Annotated in this window: 20 protein-coding genes; 14 read left to right on the top strand and 6 right to left on the bottom strand. The window is 45.5% G+C overall.

Features of this window, described 5'->3' with window-relative positions:
• Positions 1-26: 26 nt before the first annotated feature.
• From QT996_RS01240 to tatC, 3 genes are all read left to right on the top strand, one after another.
• Positions 27-2,201 carry an EAL domain-containing protein gene (locus QT996_RS01240; RefSeq protein WP_333044073.1) on the top strand — a complete coding sequence of 725 codons (2,175 nt, stop codon included), beginning with the start codon at positions 27-29 and terminating at the stop codon, positions 2,199-2,201.
• Between the two features lie 177 nt (positions 2,202-2,378).
• A complete protein-coding gene (locus QT996_RS01235; protein WP_333044072.1) occupies positions 2,379-3,323 on the top strand; it encodes an NAD(P)-dependent alcohol dehydrogenase in 945 nt (314 codons plus the stop codon).
• Between the two features lie 200 nt (positions 3,324-3,523).
• Positions 3,524-4,369, top strand: coding sequence for a twin-arginine translocase subunit TatC (gene tatC, locus QT996_RS01230; RefSeq protein WP_333044071.1), 846 nt, complete (start codon positions 3,524-3,526; stop codon positions 4,367-4,369).
• Between the two features lie 117 nt (positions 4,370-4,486).
• Here the strand turns inward: tatC and QT996_RS01225 are convergent, their stop codons facing one another.
• Positions 4,487-4,795, bottom strand: a complete 309-nt coding sequence (locus tag QT996_RS01225) for a carbon dioxide-concentrating mechanism protein CcmK (RefSeq protein ID WP_333044070.1) — start codon at positions 4,793-4,795, stop codon at positions 4,487-4,489.
• Positions 4,796-4,841: 46 nt separating this feature from the next.
• Here QT996_RS01225 and QT996_RS01220 point away from each other — a divergent pair, with 46 nt between their 5' ends.
• Positions 4,842-5,021, top strand: a complete 180-nt coding sequence (locus QT996_RS01220) for a hypothetical protein (protein WP_333044069.1) — start codon at positions 4,842-4,844, stop codon at positions 5,019-5,021.
• 187 nt (positions 5,022-5,208) lie between these two features.
• Here QT996_RS01220 and QT996_RS01215 read toward each other — a convergent pair whose 3' ends face one another.
• A complete protein-coding gene (locus tag QT996_RS01215) occupies positions 5,209-5,526 on the bottom strand; it encodes a DUF3067 family protein (protein ID WP_190661639.1) in 318 nt (105 codons plus the stop codon).
• A 214-nt stretch (positions 5,527-5,740) separates the two neighbouring features.
• On the opposite strand from QT996_RS01215, the gene petC reads away from it, so the two are divergent.
• The 6 genes from petC to QT996_RS01185 all read left to right on the top strand — a co-directional run bounded on the left by petC (position 5,741) and on the right by QT996_RS01185 (position 10,679).
• Positions 5,741-6,283: a cytochrome b6-f complex iron-sulfur subunit gene (gene petC, locus QT996_RS01210; RefSeq protein ID WP_333044068.1), complete on the top strand. Its 543-nt coding sequence runs from the start codon at positions 5,741-5,743 to the stop codon at positions 6,281-6,283.
• Between the two features lie 165 nt (positions 6,284-6,448).
• Positions 6,449-7,438, top strand: a complete 990-nt coding sequence (gene petA, locus QT996_RS01205) for a cytochrome f (RefSeq protein ID WP_333044067.1) — start codon at positions 6,449-6,451, stop codon at positions 7,436-7,438.
• 105 nt (positions 7,439-7,543) lie between these two features.
• Positions 7,544-8,395, top strand: coding sequence for an alpha/beta fold hydrolase (locus QT996_RS01200; protein WP_333044066.1), 852 nt, complete (start codon positions 7,544-7,546; stop codon positions 8,393-8,395).
• Positions 8,396-8,506: 111 nt separating this feature from the next.
• Positions 8,507-8,950, top strand: coding sequence for a photosystem II protein PsbQ (psbQ, locus tag QT996_RS01195; protein ID WP_333044065.1), 444 nt, complete (start codon positions 8,507-8,509; stop codon positions 8,948-8,950).
• Between the two features lie 142 nt (positions 8,951-9,092).
• On the top strand, positions 9,093-10,145 hold the full coding sequence (locus QT996_RS01190; RefSeq protein WP_333044064.1) for an FAD-dependent oxidoreductase: 1,053 nt from the start codon (positions 9,093-9,095) through the stop codon (positions 10,143-10,145).
• Positions 10,146-10,196: 51 nt separating this feature from the next.
• A complete protein-coding gene (locus QT996_RS01185; protein WP_333044063.1) occupies positions 10,197-10,679 on the top strand; it encodes a hypothetical protein in 483 nt (160 codons plus the stop codon).
• Between the two features lie 191 nt (positions 10,680-10,870).
• Here QT996_RS01185 and QT996_RS01180 read toward each other — a convergent pair whose 3' ends face one another.
• Together QT996_RS01180 and QT996_RS01175 are read right to left on the bottom strand one after the other, a co-directional pair.
• Positions 10,871-11,287, bottom strand: coding sequence for an NUDIX hydrolase (locus QT996_RS01180; RefSeq protein WP_333044062.1), 417 nt, complete (start codon positions 11,285-11,287; stop codon positions 10,871-10,873).
• A 288-nt stretch (positions 11,288-11,575) separates the two neighbouring features.
• Positions 11,576-14,206: a M1 family metallopeptidase gene (locus tag QT996_RS01175; protein WP_333044061.1), complete on the bottom strand. Its 2,631-nt coding sequence runs from the start codon at positions 14,204-14,206 to the stop codon at positions 11,576-11,578.
• A gap of 224 nt (positions 14,207-14,430) precedes the next feature.
• On the opposite strand from QT996_RS01175, the gene QT996_RS01170 reads away from it, so the two are divergent.
• Both QT996_RS01170 and cas6 read left to right on the top strand, forming a co-directional pair.
• Positions 14,431-15,513 (top strand): class I fructose-bisphosphate aldolase, encoded by a 1,083-nt coding sequence (locus QT996_RS01170; protein ID WP_333044060.1) that lies wholly within the window; start codon positions 14,431-14,433, stop codon positions 15,511-15,513.
• A gap of 191 nt (positions 15,514-15,704) precedes the next feature.
• Positions 15,705-16,586, top strand: coding sequence for a CRISPR-associated endoribonuclease Cas6 (cas6, locus tag QT996_RS01165; protein ID WP_333044059.1), 882 nt, complete (start codon positions 15,705-15,707; stop codon positions 16,584-16,586).
• Here cas6 and QT996_RS01160 read toward each other — a convergent pair whose 3' ends face one another.
• Positions 16,587-16,913, bottom strand: coding sequence for an antibiotic biosynthesis monooxygenase (locus QT996_RS01160; protein WP_190661662.1), 327 nt, complete (start codon positions 16,911-16,913; stop codon positions 16,587-16,589).
• Positions 16,914-17,341: 428 nt separating this feature from the next.
• Here QT996_RS01160 and QT996_RS01155 point away from each other — a divergent pair, with 428 nt between their 5' ends.
• Together QT996_RS01155 and QT996_RS01150 are read left to right on the top strand one after the other, a co-directional pair.
• Complete coding sequence (locus tag QT996_RS01155) at positions 17,342-17,809, top strand: response regulator (RefSeq protein ID WP_333044058.1); 468 nt, start codon at positions 17,342-17,344, stop codon at positions 17,807-17,809.
• 100 nt (positions 17,810-17,909) lie between these two features.
• The gene (locus tag QT996_RS01150; protein WP_333044057.1) at positions 17,910-18,203 is read left to right on the top strand and encodes a DUF2103 domain-containing protein; all 294 of its coding nucleotides are present in this window, start codon (positions 17,910-17,912) and stop codon (positions 18,201-18,203) included.
• On the opposite strand, the gene QT996_RS01145 is transcribed toward QT996_RS01150, so the two are convergent.
• Positions 18,192-18,818, bottom strand: a complete 627-nt coding sequence (locus QT996_RS01145) for a HEAT repeat domain-containing protein (protein WP_333044056.1) — start codon at positions 18,816-18,818, stop codon at positions 18,192-18,194. The two genes, QT996_RS01150 and QT996_RS01145, sit on opposite strands and share 12 nt — an antisense overlap.
• Positions 18,819-18,825: the final 7 nt, after the last annotated feature.

Here is an 18,825-nt window from a genome sequence, read left to right as displayed (position 1 = left end):
TCTAGCAGGAAACTCGGGAAATCAGTATGATTGTCGATAGAACTAGCGATAAGATTAGCGAGCAAGCTACAAACTACCGAGGCAATATTTTAATTGTTGACGATCTGCCTGATAACCTGCGTCTGCTCAGGGATACTTTGAGGGAAGAGGGTTATAAAGTTCGCAGTGCTATAACAGGGGCAATGGCTATCCGAGCCGCCCAATCGCCATCGACGGAGCTAATTTTACTAGATATTAAATTGCCAGATCTTGATGGCTATGAAGTTTGCCGACAATTAAAATCAGATGAGCGCACCGCAGACATTCCAATAATTTTTTTGAGTGCTCTCAATGAAACTTTCAATAAAGTGCAAGGGCTGGCTGCCGGAGGGGTAGATTATATTGCTAAGCCATTTCAAGTCGAAGAAGTATTAGCTCGTGTCGAAACCCACCTAACTATCCGACGGCTGCAACAAAGTCTCCAAGAGCAGAATTTACGTCTCTTGATAGAAATTGAACAACGGCAACGTCTCGAAGAGTCTCTCTTTTCCGAAAAGGAATTGGCTCAAGTGACACTACAATCCATTGGCGATGCGGTCATTACTACTGATGCCCAAGGTAAGGTGAGATATTTCAATCCTATAGCTGAGCGACTGACAGGCTGGAAAACTCATGAGGTTCAAGGAGTTCCTTTCTCTACAGTCTTCGTAATTGTTGATGCAGTAACGCGAGAGCCAGTAGAGAATCCTATAAACCAGGCTCTATTAGAGCAGCGAATTGTGACCTTAGCTAACAATACTATTCTGATTGCCGATGATGGAACCGAGTATCCCATTGCTGACTCGGCAGCACCTATTCGAGACCGCCAAGGTCAAATTATTGGGGCAGTAATAGTCTTTCATGATGTTACTGAATCGCGCTATCTCAGCCGTCAACTATCTTGGGAAGCCAGTCACGATGCCCTAACGGGGTTAATCAACCGTCGAAGATTTGAGCAGCACCTAGTTGAGGCGATCGCCTCTGTTGAAGATAGCAATCAGCAGCACGCTCTCTGTTATTTAGATTTAGATCAGTTCAAAGTCGTTAACGATACCGCCGGTCATATTGCTGGCGATGAGCTACTGCGCCAAATCACCGCACTTATTCAAGAGGGAGTCCGTGCTAATGATATGGTAGCTCGCTTGGGAGGTGATGAATTTGGTATTTTACTCACTCAATGTTCGCTCTCTCAAGCAACTCAGATTGCGGAAAACCTCAAAGACCTAGTGCATCAGTTTCGGTTTATTTGGAATGGCAAAACCTTTATTGTCGGAGTCAGCATTGGAGTTGTTGCTATTGACCAAACAAGCCAAGATTTGAGGGAGCTTCTGGGAGCGGCTGATGCAGCTTGTTATGCCGCCAAAGCCCGAGGGCGAAACTGTGTTCATATTTATCGTCTAGATGATGGCGAACTAATTAAACAACGTGGTGAGAGGCAGTTGGTTTCCAAAATCAGCCGAGCGCTGGAAACCAATAGTTTTTGTCTCTACTACCAAAAGATTGTCTCTATTACTTCTAAACCATTAGTAGAGCATTATGAGATTTTGCTCAGAATGCTCGACGAAAATGGACAATTAGTATCTCCAAATGAGTTTATTCCAGCCGCCGAGCGGTACGGGTTGATAACTGAGATCGATTGTTGGGTAATCGCAACTTTTTTCTCTAATTATCACAATTTGCCGGAGAGAGATGTTCAGAGTACAGGCTTGTATACGATAAATCTTTCTGGGGCTAGCATTAGTAACAATCAGTTTCTGAGGTTTTTAATCAAACAATTTTCTCGCTACCAAGTCCCACCCCAAAGCATTGGTTTTGAAATCACGGAAACCGCAGCAATCGCAAATTTTGAGCAAGCCAGATATTTCATAAGTGAACTCAAAAAAATTGGCTGTCGCTTTGCTTTAGATGATTTTGGCAGTGGATTGAGTTCGTTTGCCTATCTGATGAATTTACCAGTTGATTATTTAAAGATTGATGGTGCTTTTGTCAAGAATATTAGTCATAATTTGATTTCTCAAGCGCTCGTTGAAGGCTTTAATCGTATTGCCCATGCGATGAATCTGCAAACTATAGCTGAGTTTGTCGAAGACGAGACTATCTTAGAAAAATTGCGGGAGATTGGAGTAGATTATGCTCAGGGTTATGGGATCGCTCGCCCTGTTCCTATTAATTTTAATCGGTAGCCATCGCACTGGGCCAGCGGGCCCATTACCTCACGCCTGCCCCCTGTCAGGAGGCCTCTAAGAGTCGATCGCCCGCTGCTACAAGGCTGGCTGAATTTACTGTGTCACATTTAGATCCAATGTGCTGTAATTGTAAAGGATTGAGTGTTCTATTGGAAATAAACCGGAAAATTTGCCATGAAAGCAGTTGCGTTCGATCGCTACGGTTCAGCCGAGGAATTGCTGTACCGAGAATTGGAAAAGCCGATCGCCAAATCCAACGAATTGTTAGTGCGAGTTCGCGCTAGCAGCGTCAATCCCGTAGACTGGAAAATCCGGCAAGGACACCTGCAACTATTAACAGGATTTAACTTTCCTCGAATCGTCGGTTCTGACATATCGGGAGTTGTCGTGGAAGTCGGCCGGGAAGTCACCAAATTTCAACCCGGAGATGAAGTTTATACTTTCTTAAATCCCATCAGTGGGGGTGCTTGCGCCGAATACGCGGTCGTGCCAGAATCCGATGCAGCAATTAAACCGAAAAACATCACTCATGCAGAAGCAGCAGGAGTACCGATCGCAGGTTTAACTGCTTTGCAATCGCTCAGGGATTTGGGTCAAATCCAAGCAGGAAACCAAGTATTGATTAACGGTGCTTCCGGCGGAGTTGGCACTTTTGCCGTGCAAGTTGCGAAAGCAATGAACGCGGAAGTAACGGGAGTTTGCAGTGCTAAAAATAGAGAGTTTGTCAAGAGTTTGGGAGCGGATTTTGTCCGGGATTACGCAGAAATTGACTTTACTCAACAGCCCGAAAAATATGATATAATCTTGGATGCTGTCGGGACAAGAACATTTGCTGAATGCGAAAAAGTGCTGCAACCAGAGGGAGTTTATATCTCGACTTTGCAGAGTTTAGACAACCTCGCACCGATGTTAACAAGCTGGTTTATATCGGGTAAAAAAGCTAAATTCATTCTAGCCAATGCCAACACGAGCGATTTAGGGGCTTTGCGGGAGTTAATAGAATCCGAGAAAGTTGAGCCGATTGTCGATCGCACTTACAGCTTACAAGAAGTAGCAGCAGCCCACGCTTACAGCGAAACCGGCCGCGCGATCGGCAAAATTGCGATCGGGATTGAATAATGAAGGCAATACACGGATTTTGACACCCCTACACGGATTAATTATCGATCGTTCCTTCTGCTGCTGAAGTCAGAATGAAGAATGAAGAAGGAATTCGGAGCAATTATGAAATAACTATTCCAAATTACGAATTTCCAATTACCAATTTTCAATGACCCATTCCCTCTTCCCAATTATCCCTTACCAATTACCCATTTCCTATGACTGCTCCCTCAAACTTGGAGACACCCGAACAAGGTTCCGAGAACAACCTCGAAGCAATTAGCCAGGAAAACAGCATTGCACCAATCGCAGGCGGTGCGATGGGTTCTCGCAACTTAGAAAACGAATTTCTCGACGAACTTCCCGACGAAGTTGAGATGTCTTTGTTCGAGCATTTAGAAGAATTGCGTCTGCGACTTTTCTACTCGCTAATTGCAGTAGTAATCGCTGTAATCGGTTGCTTTTTAACAGTTAAACCCATCGTGCAACTGCTAGAAGTACCGGCCGGTCCCGTCAAGTTTCTGCAACTAGCTCCCGGCGAGTATTTCTTTGTTTCTATCGAAGTAGCCGGATACAGCGGCTTGCTCCTCGCCACTCCGTTTATTTTTTACCAGATAGCGCTGTTTGTTCTCCCCGGCTTGACTCGCAAAGAACGCAGGTTGCTGGGGCCTGTATTTTTCGGTTCAAGTTTCCTATTTTTGGGCGGGTTAGTCTTTGCTTACATCGCTCTGATTCCGGCGGCGCTCAACTTCTTTGTTACCTATGGAGCGGATGTTGTAGAGCAGTTGTGGTCTATCGACAAATACTTTAAATTTGTGCTGCTGTTAATGTTCAGCACCGGCTTAGCTTTTCAAATCCCGATCGTCCAAGTATTGCTCGGCGTTTTGGGCATAGTTTCTTCCAACCAAATGCTCTCCGGCTGGCGGTATGTAGTCTTGGGAGCGGCAGTTTTGGGAGCGGTGTTAACGCCTTCTACTGACCCTTTAACGCAAAGTCTTTTAGGAGGTGCGGTGCTGAGCTTGTATTTTGGAGGGGTTGGTTTGGTAAAGCTTTTAGGGCGCTAAAAACTCCACAGAACGATCGATCGACTGGCAGCAAAAAAAATATAGAGACCCGATCGCCCGCGCCTCTATAATTACTAAAAGTTAAAATTCAACACCAAAGTTTTGTCAAAACTTTGACTACATTCGGAACTGTTCGACTTCGGGAGTATAGCCGATCGGCAAAATGTAATCGAGATTCTCGTGGGGACGAGCAATTATGTGATACGATAGCAACTTTCCGCCATCGACCTTTTTAACTGATTCAATTCCAGCAGCAACGGCTGCTTGCACTTCAGAAACATCTCCTCGCACTATAATTGTCCAGTAGGCGCGGGTTATTTTCTCATAGCGAACTAAAGTAACACGGGCTGCTTTCACCATTGAGTCCGCAACTTCTACTGCAGCGGGAAATCCTAAGACTTCAACCATTCCCAGTGCAACACCCATTACAACATTCTCCTAAATTTCACAAGATATCTGACACTCATTGTATGTGAAATTGTTGACAGAAATTGGTTCCGATGATTTTGGTAAGCTAGAAGTCCGATCGCCCAAAATTAAAAAAGCCCCTAAAAAGCCCCAGAAACTGTTGCAGCATTTAAATCCCACAGTTGGCGGCGCGCAGGAAAGCCGGCCACACAAGACTTTGAATCAAAACACCCGTGCAAATTAGATGCGCCACAGCTTAGTTTCTCACCAGCGGCAAGTCGTATGACAAGCTCGCCGATCGATTTTCGGGACTTTGGGCTCAACTAATCCAGCCGCGGCGCGACACAAAACTTTAGGGAACTCCCCCAGATCCCGGATGTGGAGTCAATCTAAAAATCTAAAATCTAAAATCATAAAATCGACTGAGTGCTTCAAAACTCGTCTAGCAACCACTCCGAGGCTCTTTCACCCAAATCGAGGGGAACGCTAACAGCTTTACCCAAGCGCGGGCGATCGCGAGTAGTCACGATATATTCTCTCACCTGTTCTGTGCTCCCCCAGCCGTTGAGGTAATTGGCCACCGCATCCAAATGCTCGAAATAATCAGCCTCCGTCATGGGAAAAGATGCCTGTTCTAGATATTTCCACATAACTTGCACAAAAATCTTGCCCCGTGTTCGCCGCAATCTGATATCGTAAGACTTTCCCCATTTTTCTAGCAGTAGTTGGTGTAAATCCTTGCCCGTCATGGTTGCTCCTGAGTTAATCCATTAAACAATAAAAGACAAAGTTCAAAAAATGTAATAATACTCTAATAAAGGCTGGAAGGCGCATTCTTAAAAGGAATTTTCGCGGCCTAAAATTTGTGCGAGCAGATTAACGGCAATTATCCTCCTTCCTCTGCACGTACAGGTTCGCTAACAGCTAACAAACAAACGTAACTTAAAACCGTAAAGGCAGGTCATGGCTCAATCTTCTGCTGGAAATCCCGATGTTCCCGATATGGGGCGTCGCCAATTTATGAATTTGCTGACGTTCGGTACAGTCACAGGTGTGGCACTGGGCGCACTCTATCCCGTTGTCCAATATTTTGTTCCTCCGGCGAGTGGGGCAGTTGGCGGCGGAGTGACAGCTAAAGATGCTTTGGGTAACGACATCATCGTTAGCGAATATTTGGCTTCGCACCCTGCGGGCGATCGCACCTTAGCCCAAGGTCTCAAAGGCGACCCCACCTATGTTGTGGTGAAAGAAGATCAATCTATCGCCGACTACGGCATCAATGCAGTTTGCACTCACTTGGGTTGCGTCGTGCCTTGGAATGTTAGCGAAAACAAGTTTATCTGTCCTTGCCACGGTTCTCAATACAACAATGAGGGCAAAGTGGTGCGCGGCCCCGCGCCTTTGTCTCTGGCCCTGGCCCACGCCACTGTCGCAGATGACAAGATCGCTTTTACAACTTGGAAAGAAACAGATTTCCGCACCGGCGAAGCACCTTGGTGGTCTTAAACTATTTTGGATTTTAGATTTGAGATTTTAGATAGGGGGTGAATGGTGAAAACCACAGATAAGTGCATCCCTAAAGCAGTCTAATAATCCAAAATCCAAAATCCAAAATCCAAAATCCAAAATCCAAAATCCAAAATTGTCTGACCTTTGAGATTGAATACTCTAATGCCACAAACTAATTTATCTGCGATATTTCGCCGCAGTGCCAGGACGATCGCGAAAACTGCCTTAATTGCGATCGCAGCCGCAGCATTTTTTCTCACCAGCGACATCGCACTTCCCCAAGCAGCATTTGCTTACCCTTTCTGGGCTCAGCAAACAGCACCCGCTACTCCCCGCGAAGCCACAGGCCGCATTGTTTGCGCTAACTGTCACCTCGGTGCAAAACCGACTGAAGTTGAAGTACCGCAATCTGTTTTGCCCGATACGGTGTTTGAAGCTATTGTCAAGATTCCCTACGATACTAGCGTGCAGCAAGTTGTCGGCGATGGTAGCAAAGGTGGCTTGAATATCGGCGCAGTTGTGATGTTGCCCGAAGGTTTCAAGATTGCTCCCGCTGACAGAATTCCTGAAGAAATGAAGGAAAAAGTCGGCGATCTTTACTTCCAACCTTACAGCGAAACCCAAGAAAATGTTGTTTTAGTGGGCCCAGTACCGGGAGAACAATACAAAGAATTGGTATTCCCAGTTTTGTCGCCGAATCCGGAAACTGACAAGTCCGTTCACTACGGCAAATACCAAATTTATGTTGGTGGGAACCGCGGTCGTGGTCAGGTTTATCCTACTGGCGAAAAGAGCAATAATACTGTTTACAATGCTTCGGTAGCTGGCACCATTTCTAAGATTTCTCAACCGGAATCTGGCGGTTATGAAGTGAAAATTCAACCTGCAGAAGGTGCAGCAGTTGTTGATACGATTCCTGCAGGCCCCGAACTGATTGTTTCCGAAGGACAAACAGTTGTAGCAGGCGAACTTTTGACGAGCAATCCTAATGTGGGCGGCTTCGGTCAAAAAGATGTGGAGATTGTGCTGCAAAGTGCTGATCGAGTTAAAGGATTGATGGCTTTTGTGGCTATAACCATGCTGGCTCAAATCATGCTGGTTCTCAAGAAGAAACAGGTCGAAAAAGTTCAAGCTGCTGAAATGAATTTCTAAACGCGGCTGTAATTAGTTGGGTAAGGTGTTTTATGCACACCCAACTATTAGGTAAGTAGGGCGGGTATTCCCCGCCTTATTCTTTGATAAATACCCAGTAAAATAATGTTAATTGATGAGAAGATAGTTGAAGTAGGCTCGCTGAAATGGTTTTATCGGGAAACAAATCCGGTTAACGAAACTGGTAAACTGCCCGTACTGCTGCTGCACGGTTTGCCGTCCCAGAGTTTTACCTGGACTGTAATGATGCCGGATTTGGCTGCACAGGGATTTAGATCGATCGCCCCTGATTGGGTGGGTTACGGGCGATCGACCAAACCAGACAAACGCGACTTTGCCTACACTCCCGATGCTTTTGTTGATGCCCTCGCTGGCTTTATTCAAGCTATAGAATTAGACCGATTTTACCTCGTTGTCCAAGGATTTTTAGCTTCAGCCGGCATTCAATATGCTTTACGCAATCCCGATAAAATTGAGCGTCTAGCCATCATAAATACACCAGTTTCACCAGACATCAAGTTGCCTTGGAAAATGCAGCAGTTGGGGCTGCCTTTTATTGGCGACATGATGACGCAAGACCCGCTTTTGGTTGACAGGACTCTCGAAGGTGGCAGCCGCCAGACGATATCCGACAAGGATTTAGATGTTTACCGCCGCCCGTTTTTGAAGAGTTCGGATGCGGGTCGATCCCTGATGAATACTGTCCGCAATATTCAATTACCGCAGTCAATGGCAGAAATTGAATCCGGCTTGAAAGGATGGACTAGACCAACTTTATTTGTCTGGGGTTTGACCGATCCTTGGCTGAGTGTTGAACCAGTTCAAAAGCTAGTCGGTTCCCTGCAAAATGCAGAGTTAGTCACACTGGAACAAGCGGGGCATTATCCTCAAGAACATTGGTCCGAAAAAGTTGGCAATGCTGTGATCACTTTTCTGCGCCGCCAGGAGGTAAAATAATATTTTGTACATAACTCTCGGTGCTAGGTCAGTGAACCAGCTCCTCGCCGAGCTGCATTCCCAGGCAGAGCTTGAGAACGAGAAATCTAAAATCTAAAATCTAAAATCGATATGACTCGTCCCCGTTCAATTTTTGCCTTGATGATGGCGTTTTTGATGGCATTTCTGGTTAGTTGCAGCAGTGTCGAAGCAAAAGTTCCAACGACTTACACAGCAGCCCAGACCCAGCAAATTCAGCGCTATGTTCCTACCCTGACAGAGTTCCGATCGCGCATGGACAACCTGGGAACCCTAATTCAAAAACGGAATTGGATTGATACCAGAACTTACATTCACGGGCCTCTAGGCGACTTACGGAACACCATGAAAACCGTATCTTCGAGTTTGTTGCCTAGTTCTCAACAACAAGCTGTTGATTTAACTAAGAGTTTGTTTACCGAGTTGGTTAACATTGATCTTGCTGCTAAAGAGCTTGACTATGCAAAAGTCACGGCCAGCTATCAAAAAGCTGTCAATGATTTCGAGACCTTCTTGCAACTAATTCCTAAAGGTTAATAGCTTTAGGGCTTGGCATAGGGTACACACGGCTCACCGAGAAGATAATGTTCTCCGTGTGCACCCTACGAAAAACTACCAGAAACTTCTATAAAATCTAAAATCTAAAATCTAAAATCTAAAATCTAAAATCTAAAATTGAATGATTCGCGTTGCAATTATTGGTTGCGGTATTATTGGGGCTTCTATCGCCTTTGAACTAAGTCAATTTCCCGAACTGAAAGTTACTGTGTTCGACAAACAGCCGCCGGCACAAGGTTCGACTGGCGCTGCACTCGGTGTTTTGATGGGAGTTATCAGCCACAAAACTAAGGGTAGAAATTGGCAGTTGAGGGAAACCAGCCTTCAGCGCTACGAAACTTTGATTCCTGAATTGGAAGCAGTTACGGGGCGAAAAATTCCTTTTAACAAACAAGGAATTTTAATGCTTTGTTCGGAGGGAGAGGATTTAAGTAAATGGGAAAAGTTGATAGCAACTCGCCGTTCTCAAGGTTGGCAATTGGAACTTTGGGATGTGGAACGAGTGCGCGATCGCTGCCCTCACCTCTATTTAAATGATAAGATTATTGCTGCGATTTATTCGCCTCAAGACCGGCAAGTCGATCCGACGGCGCTAACTTTGGCTTTGGTTGATGCTGCGGAACGAAATGGGGCGATTTTTGAGTTTGGGGTGCCCGTTGAAGCAGCGGAGATTGCTGCTAGTTTGGAGTTCGATCGACTAATTGTGGCGGCTGGTTTGGGTTCTGCTGCTGTGACTGCATCGTTAAATCAGTTGGTTGACATTCGCCCGGTGTTGGGACAAGCGCTGCATTTGCGATCGCCCCATCCTTTAGGAAAGCCAGATTTTAGGCCAGTAATTACTTGCGATGACGTTCACATTGTGCCCTTGGGAAATCAGGAATTTTGGGTGGGGGCGACAGTGGAGTTTTCCGAAAATGGCGGGGAAATTCAGGCGAATGCTGATATGTTGGAGCAAGTGATGGCGAGGGCGATCGCACTTTGTCCGGCCTTAGCATTCGCCTCAATCATCAGGAAATGGTCTGGATTGCGCCCGCGGCCGGAAGGGCGGCCGGCCCCAATTATCGAGACGCTTCCCGGTAACAATCGTCTTCTCATCGCCAGCGGCCACTATCGCAATGGTGTTCTGCTGGCCCCTGCAACAGCGCGATCGATTCGAGAAATGATTTTGCAATAATTAACAAATGTTAATACAATCAAGATAGCCATTCATATCTTACATCTAAATATGTCCGACAAACCTTTAGGTAAACCCCGCTCTTTGTGGCGAGTAATTTTGCTGTCTGGAGTCAGCTTGCTGTTATATTACGGATGGTACAAATGGATTATTCAAGAAGAATTGCGTCGCTATAACGGCAGCGGTTGGTCGGGATCCCTGTGCTTGCTGCCCTTTGTTTTAGGAGTAGCCGTCCCCCAAGCTTTGCGGATATTTGACCCTGACGTTCCCGGATGGTTTGGTTGGTTTTCCCTCCTAGGTATTGCTTGGATTTACATCGTGCAGTTCAAACTTTACAACACCGTTAATGAATTGTACCGCCAAGAAGGAATCAAAGAACCGCTAACAGTTTGGTGGATTTTTGTACCAGGTTTAAATTTAGTGGTCGGCTTGCGACAAATTCACTTTTTGAGCCAGTTTTGGGCGAGGAAACAGGGAATTGAAGTTAAGGATAACTTAGCCGAAAGCATTCCTTTTCTGTCAGCTAACGCTTAAGGGGAAACTATTTCCATAGATATCATAAGTTTGTAGGGTGCGTCAGTAATCATAGCTCGATTTTCCAATAATTTAGCTGACGGACGCACCCTACATATACTAAGACCAAAAAGTGGTTGGACGGGCGAATTATGGCGCCAAGATGCGCCGAGGCGCAGATTAGATAATTAGGTGCTCCATCCAGGACTGAATTACCAGAACCGATTTGGCAAATCCGCAAGAATGAGTTTGAGTTCCGGTTCATTAACCCGCTTAATTGCTTTAGGAATACTTACCCACTGCCGCTTTCTCTTGCCAGCTTCCGGCCAAATTTCTAGAACTGCTTGCACTTGCATTAAAAATACTCCTACCAGCCAAGTACAGCCGGACTTTTGATACTCGTAAGTTCCTAGCAAATCCGGGAACACTTTACCCAACAAACCTGCTTCTTCCCAAGCTTCCTTGGCGGCCGAATCTTGGGGAGTCATGTCAGGTTCAATTAATCCTTTAGGAATCACCCAGCGCTTGCTAGCCGAAGAAGTAATCAGCATTACTTCAATTTGTCCGTCTTGAATGCGATAGGGAATTACCCCCGATTGCTCAATCAGTAAAGCGGTTTTTATACTCATGATTTATGCAATATGTCTGGGTGCAAAAGCTGCTGCAACCTCATGAACTGTTTACCACTACAAAATAAACCTTGCATCCTGATGCTAGATGAGTCCCGATTTGAGACCAGAACGAAATGGGGAATAGAGATATTTGGCTTTTTGACTGTGTGGAAAGTAGCAAATTTAAATGCACTCCCGCTGAACAATAATATTATTATAATAACCGCGCACAATCCTCTACCGACAAGCAGATAAAAGCCGATCGCCAATATCTGCCTTTATCTGCCCCTCTATGGGGTTTTACACCTAATCTTTCTTCGCCTTAGCCTCCAAATTTTCCATCCGACTCCTCAAATCTTGATTCTCCTTTTTCACCTGGTCTAATTCCTCCCGCAACTGCTTTACCGCTGCATCAGAACCAGCATTTTTCTGCACTCTTTGCACAGCTTCATCAGCCATGCGGCGAACGCGACCATCGGGAGTTTGGTCAGCTAAAGAACGCAAAATGCGAATGGCTTTGCGAGTTTGCATTTGTCCTAATCCCACTACTACAGAGACTTGAGTCAAGAAAAATGTCTCTTTAGATAATTCTGCCAATCGCTGCAAAATCCGTTCTAAATTTACCTTGGTTTGACCAGTCGAAATTGTGCCCAAAGATCGAATTGCAGCCAAGCGCAAAGCTTGCGGAGTACCGACGGCTGTGTATTTCAAAATTAGATTCAGCGCATCTTCAGAAGTTTTCATCTGCGCCAAACCGGAGATCGCACCCGATCGCACTACCTCATTCCAGCCCTGACGCTCTTTCAGGACCAATTTTAACTCTTTCAGTACCTGTTCGTCGGTCGGTTTTTCGTCGGGGTTAGCCGCGGCAATTCCGCCAATAGCAGTCGCTGCTGCTGCTTCTACATAATAGCTGTCGTCGCCTTTTTCTAAAATCGATCTTAGCGCCTTATAAGTTTCGTGAGTTTTGATTTTACCCAGCGCATTCACCACAGCACGGCGAACACGAGCATCTTTATCTTTTAAACCAGTTACTAAACCTTCAAAAACTTGGTCAAGTTTAATTTCAACTAACTGACCCGCGACTTCGGCGCGCACAGCCCAGAAAGGCTCTTTCTTGAGAACTTCTGACAGCGTTTTCACAGCTTCCAGTCCTCCTTTTTTCGCTAAAGCTTGGGCAGCGTAAATTCGGGAAACGGGGTCTGGATCTAATTGCAACTGAGCTTTTAGTTCCGCAACTCCATACTCTAACACAACAGTTTTTAAGTATTTATTACCTACATCAAAACTGATAAATGCAGGCTTGTCTTCAAGAGGAAAATAGAAGCTTTGCTCCCGTTCGTAGACTCGGACTGTAAAAGTTTTTAGGTTAGCAGTAGAACGTGCATAACTGTTATCTTCTGCATCTTTTTCCGGCTTGTAACCGAAGCCGATGGGAATTTTTAGGTCAAAGACATCTTTGCTGTTGCCGTTTTCATTTTTACTATCTTTTACCTGAGTTTGGGTGACAGTAACTTTTGCTAATTTGGTGTCGCCATCCCAGGAATAAGCCACCTTATAATCAGGATGACCGCCACGATAAACGTACTGGTCAAACAAAAACATTAGATTGCGACCGGTAGCCTTTTCTATCGCCCTGAGCAAATCGATCGTTTCTACAGTTTTATGAGCATTATCCCGCACAAAAGTGTGAATTGCTTTGTAAAATAATTCGTCGCCCAACTCGGCGCGAATCATGTGATAGACGCAAGCGCCTTTTTCGTACAAATGGCGATCGTACAATTCAATGGCTTCGCGGTAAACGTGAGTGACAATGGGGCGACGGTAGCGAGAACTGTCTTCTGCTAAATAATTGCGGGCTTCATTTAACATATAGTAAGCCGCGTCTTCTTTGCCATATTCTTTGTCAGTCCATAGCACCTCGGAATAAGAAGCCATGCCTTCTTTCAGCCAGGCATGAGACCAATGTTTAATTACTACTAAATCCCCGAACCACTGGTGAGCCAATTCGTGGGCAACTAAGCTTTCAGTACCTCGATTATCTAGGGTGGCACGTTCATCTAACAAGCACCTATCTGTTAGCAAAGTTGTCGAAGTATTTTCCATACCGCCGAAGATGAAATCATCGACGCAGACTTGAGCGTATTTGGGAAAAGGGTAAGGATAGCCAAATGCTTTAGAGAAGAATTCAATCATTTGAGGCGTTTTGCCCATGCTGCGCTTAGCGTCTGCTTCGCGGCTTTGTTCAACGTAATAATTAACGGGTTTGCCCTGCCATTCGTCTTTGATTTCGGCGAAATCTCCGACTGCTAAGGTCATTAAATACGTCGGGTGTACCTGGGTTTGCGACCAGTGATAAATCTTATCGTCGCCTTCGTTTTTTGTACTAATTAATTCGCCGTTGGAAATAGCCAATAATTGTCTGGGAACTTGCACTCTAATTTCGGAAGTTGCCAACTGTCCGGGATAGTCGAAACAGGGAAACCAGAAGCGGGAATCTTCGTCTTCGCCTTGAGTCCAAACTTGAGTGGGTTTGTCTGGATAGTGTTTGTCCGGGCCGACGAAATAAAGGCCACGTTGGGGTTTTTCGACCGAGTAGTCGATCGCAATTGTAATTGGTTGGTAAGCTTCTGTTGGTTCGTGCAGTTGAATTTGCAGCACTTCGCCGTCGCTGTCGAAATTTTGCTCGGTTTCGCCAATTTTTACCGATTTAATATTGAGGTTTACTGCATCTAAGGTTAATTTGTCAATGCCGCTGCGAACTGGATTGATGCGGATGCTACAAGTGCCACGAAAGCTTTGTTTGGGAATATCCAGCACTAAGTCGAGGAAAATGTGCTCTACTTGACCAGGGCGATCGGGGTTGTAGTGGGGCCTGGCACCGGGCATCTCGAAGGATTTGTTACCGTTTTCAGAATCAAAGTAAGTGTGTGACATTGTGATGGCAAAGTTGTGAGTCGATCGGCGATCGCTGGCAGCGCAGATCCGCCTGAAGTGCCAGCTTATTATAGAGTAGCGCGTCCTAGCTGCTGTTGTCGCTAACTTGTTAAAAACTGGGTCGATCGTTGAGTGAAGGGAAAATATGATTTTTTCGCTACAATATCAGCAAGGCTAATGTCTGGAATCATCAGTCTGCAATTGAAATTGAGAGGGAAATCTGTATGACAGCTACACTATCAGTTCCCAGTGCGATCGAATCTTGGCTTGGCGACGAAGCCGAAGACTTGCTCACCCATCAAGCGAAAGTTTCTAAAGATTTGTTGCACCTGCCGGGCCCGGATTGGGTCGATCGCATTTTTGCTCAAACAGATCGATCTCCTCAAGTTTTGCGATCGCTTCAGCAACTCTATTCTAGCGGACGCTTGGCCAATACCGGCTATTTATCCATCCTGCCCGTAGACCAAGGAATCGAACACTCAGCGGCCGCTTCTTTTGCACCAAATCCCATTTATTTTGATAGCGAAAACATCATCAAACTAGCAATCTCTGCTGGCTGCAATGCTGTCGCGACAACGCTGGGAGTTTTGGGAAGCGTATCTCGCAAGTACGCGCACAAAATCCCTTTTATTGTCAAGCTCAATCACAACGAATTGCTGACTTATCCCAATCAATACGACCAAATAATGTTTGCTTCTGTAGAACAAGCTTGGAATTTGGGAGCAGTTGCAGTGGGAGCCACAATTTATTTTGGTTCGCCGGAATCGACACGACAAATCCAAGAAGTCAGTCAAGCTTTTGCTCACGCTCACGAATACGGCATGGCAACAATTCTCTGGTGCTATCTCCGCAACGATATCTTTAAACAAGACAAAGATTATCACGTTGCAGCCGATTTAACCGGGCAAGCAAATCACTTGGGAGTGACAATTCAAGCTGACATTATCAAGCAGAAATTGCCAGAGTGCAATAACGGTTACGAAGCTGTGGCTAAAGCTAGCGGCCACAGTTACGGCAAAACAGACAAGCGCGTTTATTCGGATTTGACAACGGATCACCCGATCGATCTAACTCGCTATCAAGTGCTCAACTGTTATGCGGGAAGGATGGGTTTAATTAACTCCGGCGGTGCTTCCGGGAAAAGCGATTTTGCAGAAGCAATTCGCACAGCGGTAATCAACAAGCGTGCTGGCGGGTGCGGCTTAATTTCCGGCCGCAAAACTTTTCAACGTCCCTTTGAAGAAGGTGTAAAATTGTTCCACGCCATCCAAGACGTTTATTTGTCGCCCGAAATCTCGATAGCCTAAAAAATTAGCACACAGAGATTGACCTCAATATTACAGCCTAAACGTAGGTGTATACGACCCACAAATCGTCGTAAACGTAGGGTGCACACTGTGCACCTTACCTGATTAAAATTCCTTAATTTAAGTTGCAACTTAGCTGTAGTATTAATACTAGCTGAACATATATACAGACACAGTATATAAATTTTAAAATGCCCCACAGCCTTGTTTTAAACCTGCGGCCAGTTGCACCAATTCCATCCCAGTTTTTAACGGGGCGGCATCTCCACGCTTTGTTTTTGAACCTTGTGAGTGCTGTAGACAGCGATTTGAGCGCGTACCTGCACGACCAATCTCATGAAAAAGCTTTCACTTTAAGCCCTTTTCAAGTAAGCAGAAAAGAGGCTTATAAAAGCAGCACGCCCCACCTACAAAAGAGAGTTTTGCCTCCGGCTTCCCGCACAATTTCGCAGGCTGTACAGTGGGAACACAAGCAAGCAATTCAGGAAAATACACCGATTTGGTGGCGAATTTCTCTGCTGGATGACGGTTTGTTCGATCGCCTAACTCAACTTTGGCAGCAACTCAATTTCGAGAGCCCTTGGCATCTCGGCCCGACAAATATATACATTACTAATATTTTGAGCGAACCGCAATCAAACCAGCCTTGGGTAAACTTTTGTACTTACGCCGAATTGTTCGATAGAGCTTCGGAAACTGAGCGCCAAATTGCTTTTACTTTTTGCACTCCTACTAATTTTCGGCAAGGTGTATACGATAGTGCTATGCCGACTAGAGAAAGTATTTTCGGCAGTTTAGCGAATCGCTGGAACAAGTACAGCCGGATTGCGATCGAACCTACTTTCACGGAAGCTATTTTCCCCAATTTCTTCGATATCCGAACCGAAGTTAGTACGGATTCTCGCAGTAAATTTATTGGCTGCGTCGGCGATATTAGTTACCGAATTATGGGAGATATAGCTCCTGCTACTATCAAGCAAATTAACACTTTAGCCGATTTTGCGCTTTACAGCGGAGTCGGGCGAAAGACGCCGATGGGTATGGGAATGACTCGCCGATTGCAGGATTTTTAATCATTCACTTTTGGGCTGAATTTCACTGACGATTTCATAAACATCAGTGTCCGGAAGTTTCGCAAACAAAGGCGTCATCTGCTTTAATATTTCCTGATAAGCTTCGCTTTGATTGGCGGCCATCTCTTCTACGCTTTCCCAAAAAATGATGGCAATACCTTTGTCTGTATTGGGCAATTGCAGCAGGTATGCTCCCTTAAAACCTGTAGCATACGTTGCAACGGCTTTTTCAAAAAGTTCTTCTGCTTCTTTAAATTTTCCCGGTTTAAATTCGCCAATGGCAACGTAGGCAAACTGATGTCTGAGAAAGTCTAGAAATTCTGACATATCTTTTTCCTCACTCAATAGCGATACACCAAGTTATATTTTACCCGATCGCCCGAAATTTGTGAACTTCACAGGTTGCAGTTTCGCCCTCAGCTCATCGGCAGATTTATTAATTACACGTAACTGCGATCGCCACTCAAATAGAAACTTTTTGAGTCTGGCGGCTGGAATCTTTATTAAATAAACTATTGAATCGCTGATTTTATACGTTTACAATCCTAGGTATGCTGGAGCGACTTCTACCGCTAGTACACAAGGTAAAGCTGCTGATAACTCAAGTCTTGTGTGTAACTGCGAGCGTACACAAAGCCGTAACAAGTGGGTAGTCAAAAGCGGTTTTTTGCAATAACCCTATTGAATTCTTTAAAACTCACCTGTAACAATTATAACAAAGCCAGACAAACAAAGTAAAGAGCCAGCTCAAACCAATGAAAAAAATATTAGTAATTGAAGATAATGATTTAATCCGAGAAACGGTATTAGAACTTCTGGAATCGCACGGTTTTGAAGCTGTGGGTGCTGAAAACGGAAAAGTCGGTATCCAGTTAGCAGCCGAAATTCCCGATTTAATTTTGTCTGATGTCATGATGCCGGAAGCAGACGGTTTTGAAGTATTCGCAGCCGTGCGATCGCACCCTGCAACCGCCAGCATTCCGTTTATTTTTATGACGGGTTCCGAGATGGAAAAAGCCCTGGAACTCAAAGCAGACGGCTATCTCAACAAACCTTGCAGCGCCGCAAAAATGCTTGAGGCGATCGCCACTCAACTAGAAAAACCGACAGTTACCAACGCACAACATCAAAAAGTACAGGACAATTCTGCGCCATCGAATCTCTCTTTTCGCGCCAGGAATCAAAAATTTAGGTGTGAGATTGCGTCGGTTTGCTGGCAATGACACGCACAGTAACGTTATTGATACATAAGTTGAGGGAATTTCAAATTGCTTCCAGCCAGAGGTGGCTTAGACTGGGTATGTTGAATTTGGTTAAAAAATTATGAACGCACAACCCAAAGGCCGCCTAGTTTGGAATCACTCTACCCACCTTCCCGGTTTAATACCAATTTTAGAGCGCCTCACCCTAAAAATGGGCATTCAAACCGTTACTCCAGGCGTCATCAACAAAGTTAAAGGACACATCCCCCGCATGACATTAAGAGTGTCAGTACCCATCCGCGGGGGATTTAAAATCATCGCCAGACAAGGCAAAACCGTACAAGAAGTCTTTATATTAACCACTCTCAGTCAAGGGGACTTGGAAGAGACGATCGCCCTAACCCTAGCCAAGTGACAATCTTTGTTTGGCAAGCAAAGCCCGGGCTCTAACTGAAGCAGTTTCGTCGCGATCGATAATTTCGTCAAACCTGGCCGAAACGTCCGCTAACCAATCCGGTTTAACAGCCACACCACCCGCCAAAGCTTCCAAACCCCCCGCTGCTGCGTAGCGAACCACCCATTCCGGGTCTCGGGACGCTTGCAGCAGCGTTTTAACCGCGCTAATTTGAGCCTCTACAACTTGTTCTGCTGGCATAAGTTCCCAGCAAATCGTCCCCAAACCCCTAGCCGCCGCCCGCCGGACACTCAAAGCAAAGTCATTCGCCGCCGCATCGAGCAAAATCTCCAAACCCCTCGGATCGCCAATTGCGGCCAAAGCCCGAACAGCCCAAGCTCTCGCCCCGTAATTGTAGCCGTCAAGCTGTTCTAGAAGCGGTAGCACCGCAGGTTCTCCGAGTTTAATGAGCCCATCAACTGCGGCAACAGCAGCGCCTGGGTTGTTGTAGCCGAGCACTGTAATTAAGGTAGGAATTGCTTGTGTTGAGGAAGCTGCGGCCAGTGCTTTGACTGCGTTTAACAAGCCCTCGGAAGAATCTGCTTGTTCGACAGCCTGAATTAGTTCTAATGCCATTTATTTG

The sequence above is a fragment of the Microcoleus sp. S13C4 genome (genome assembly GCF_036700865.1).
Taxonomy (GTDB): domain Bacteria; phylum Cyanobacteriota; class Cyanobacteriia; order Cyanobacteriales; family Microcoleaceae; genus Microcoleus.
The sequence above is the reverse complement of the archived record's forward strand: the minus strand, read 5'-3'. Positions and strand labels throughout refer to the sequence as shown.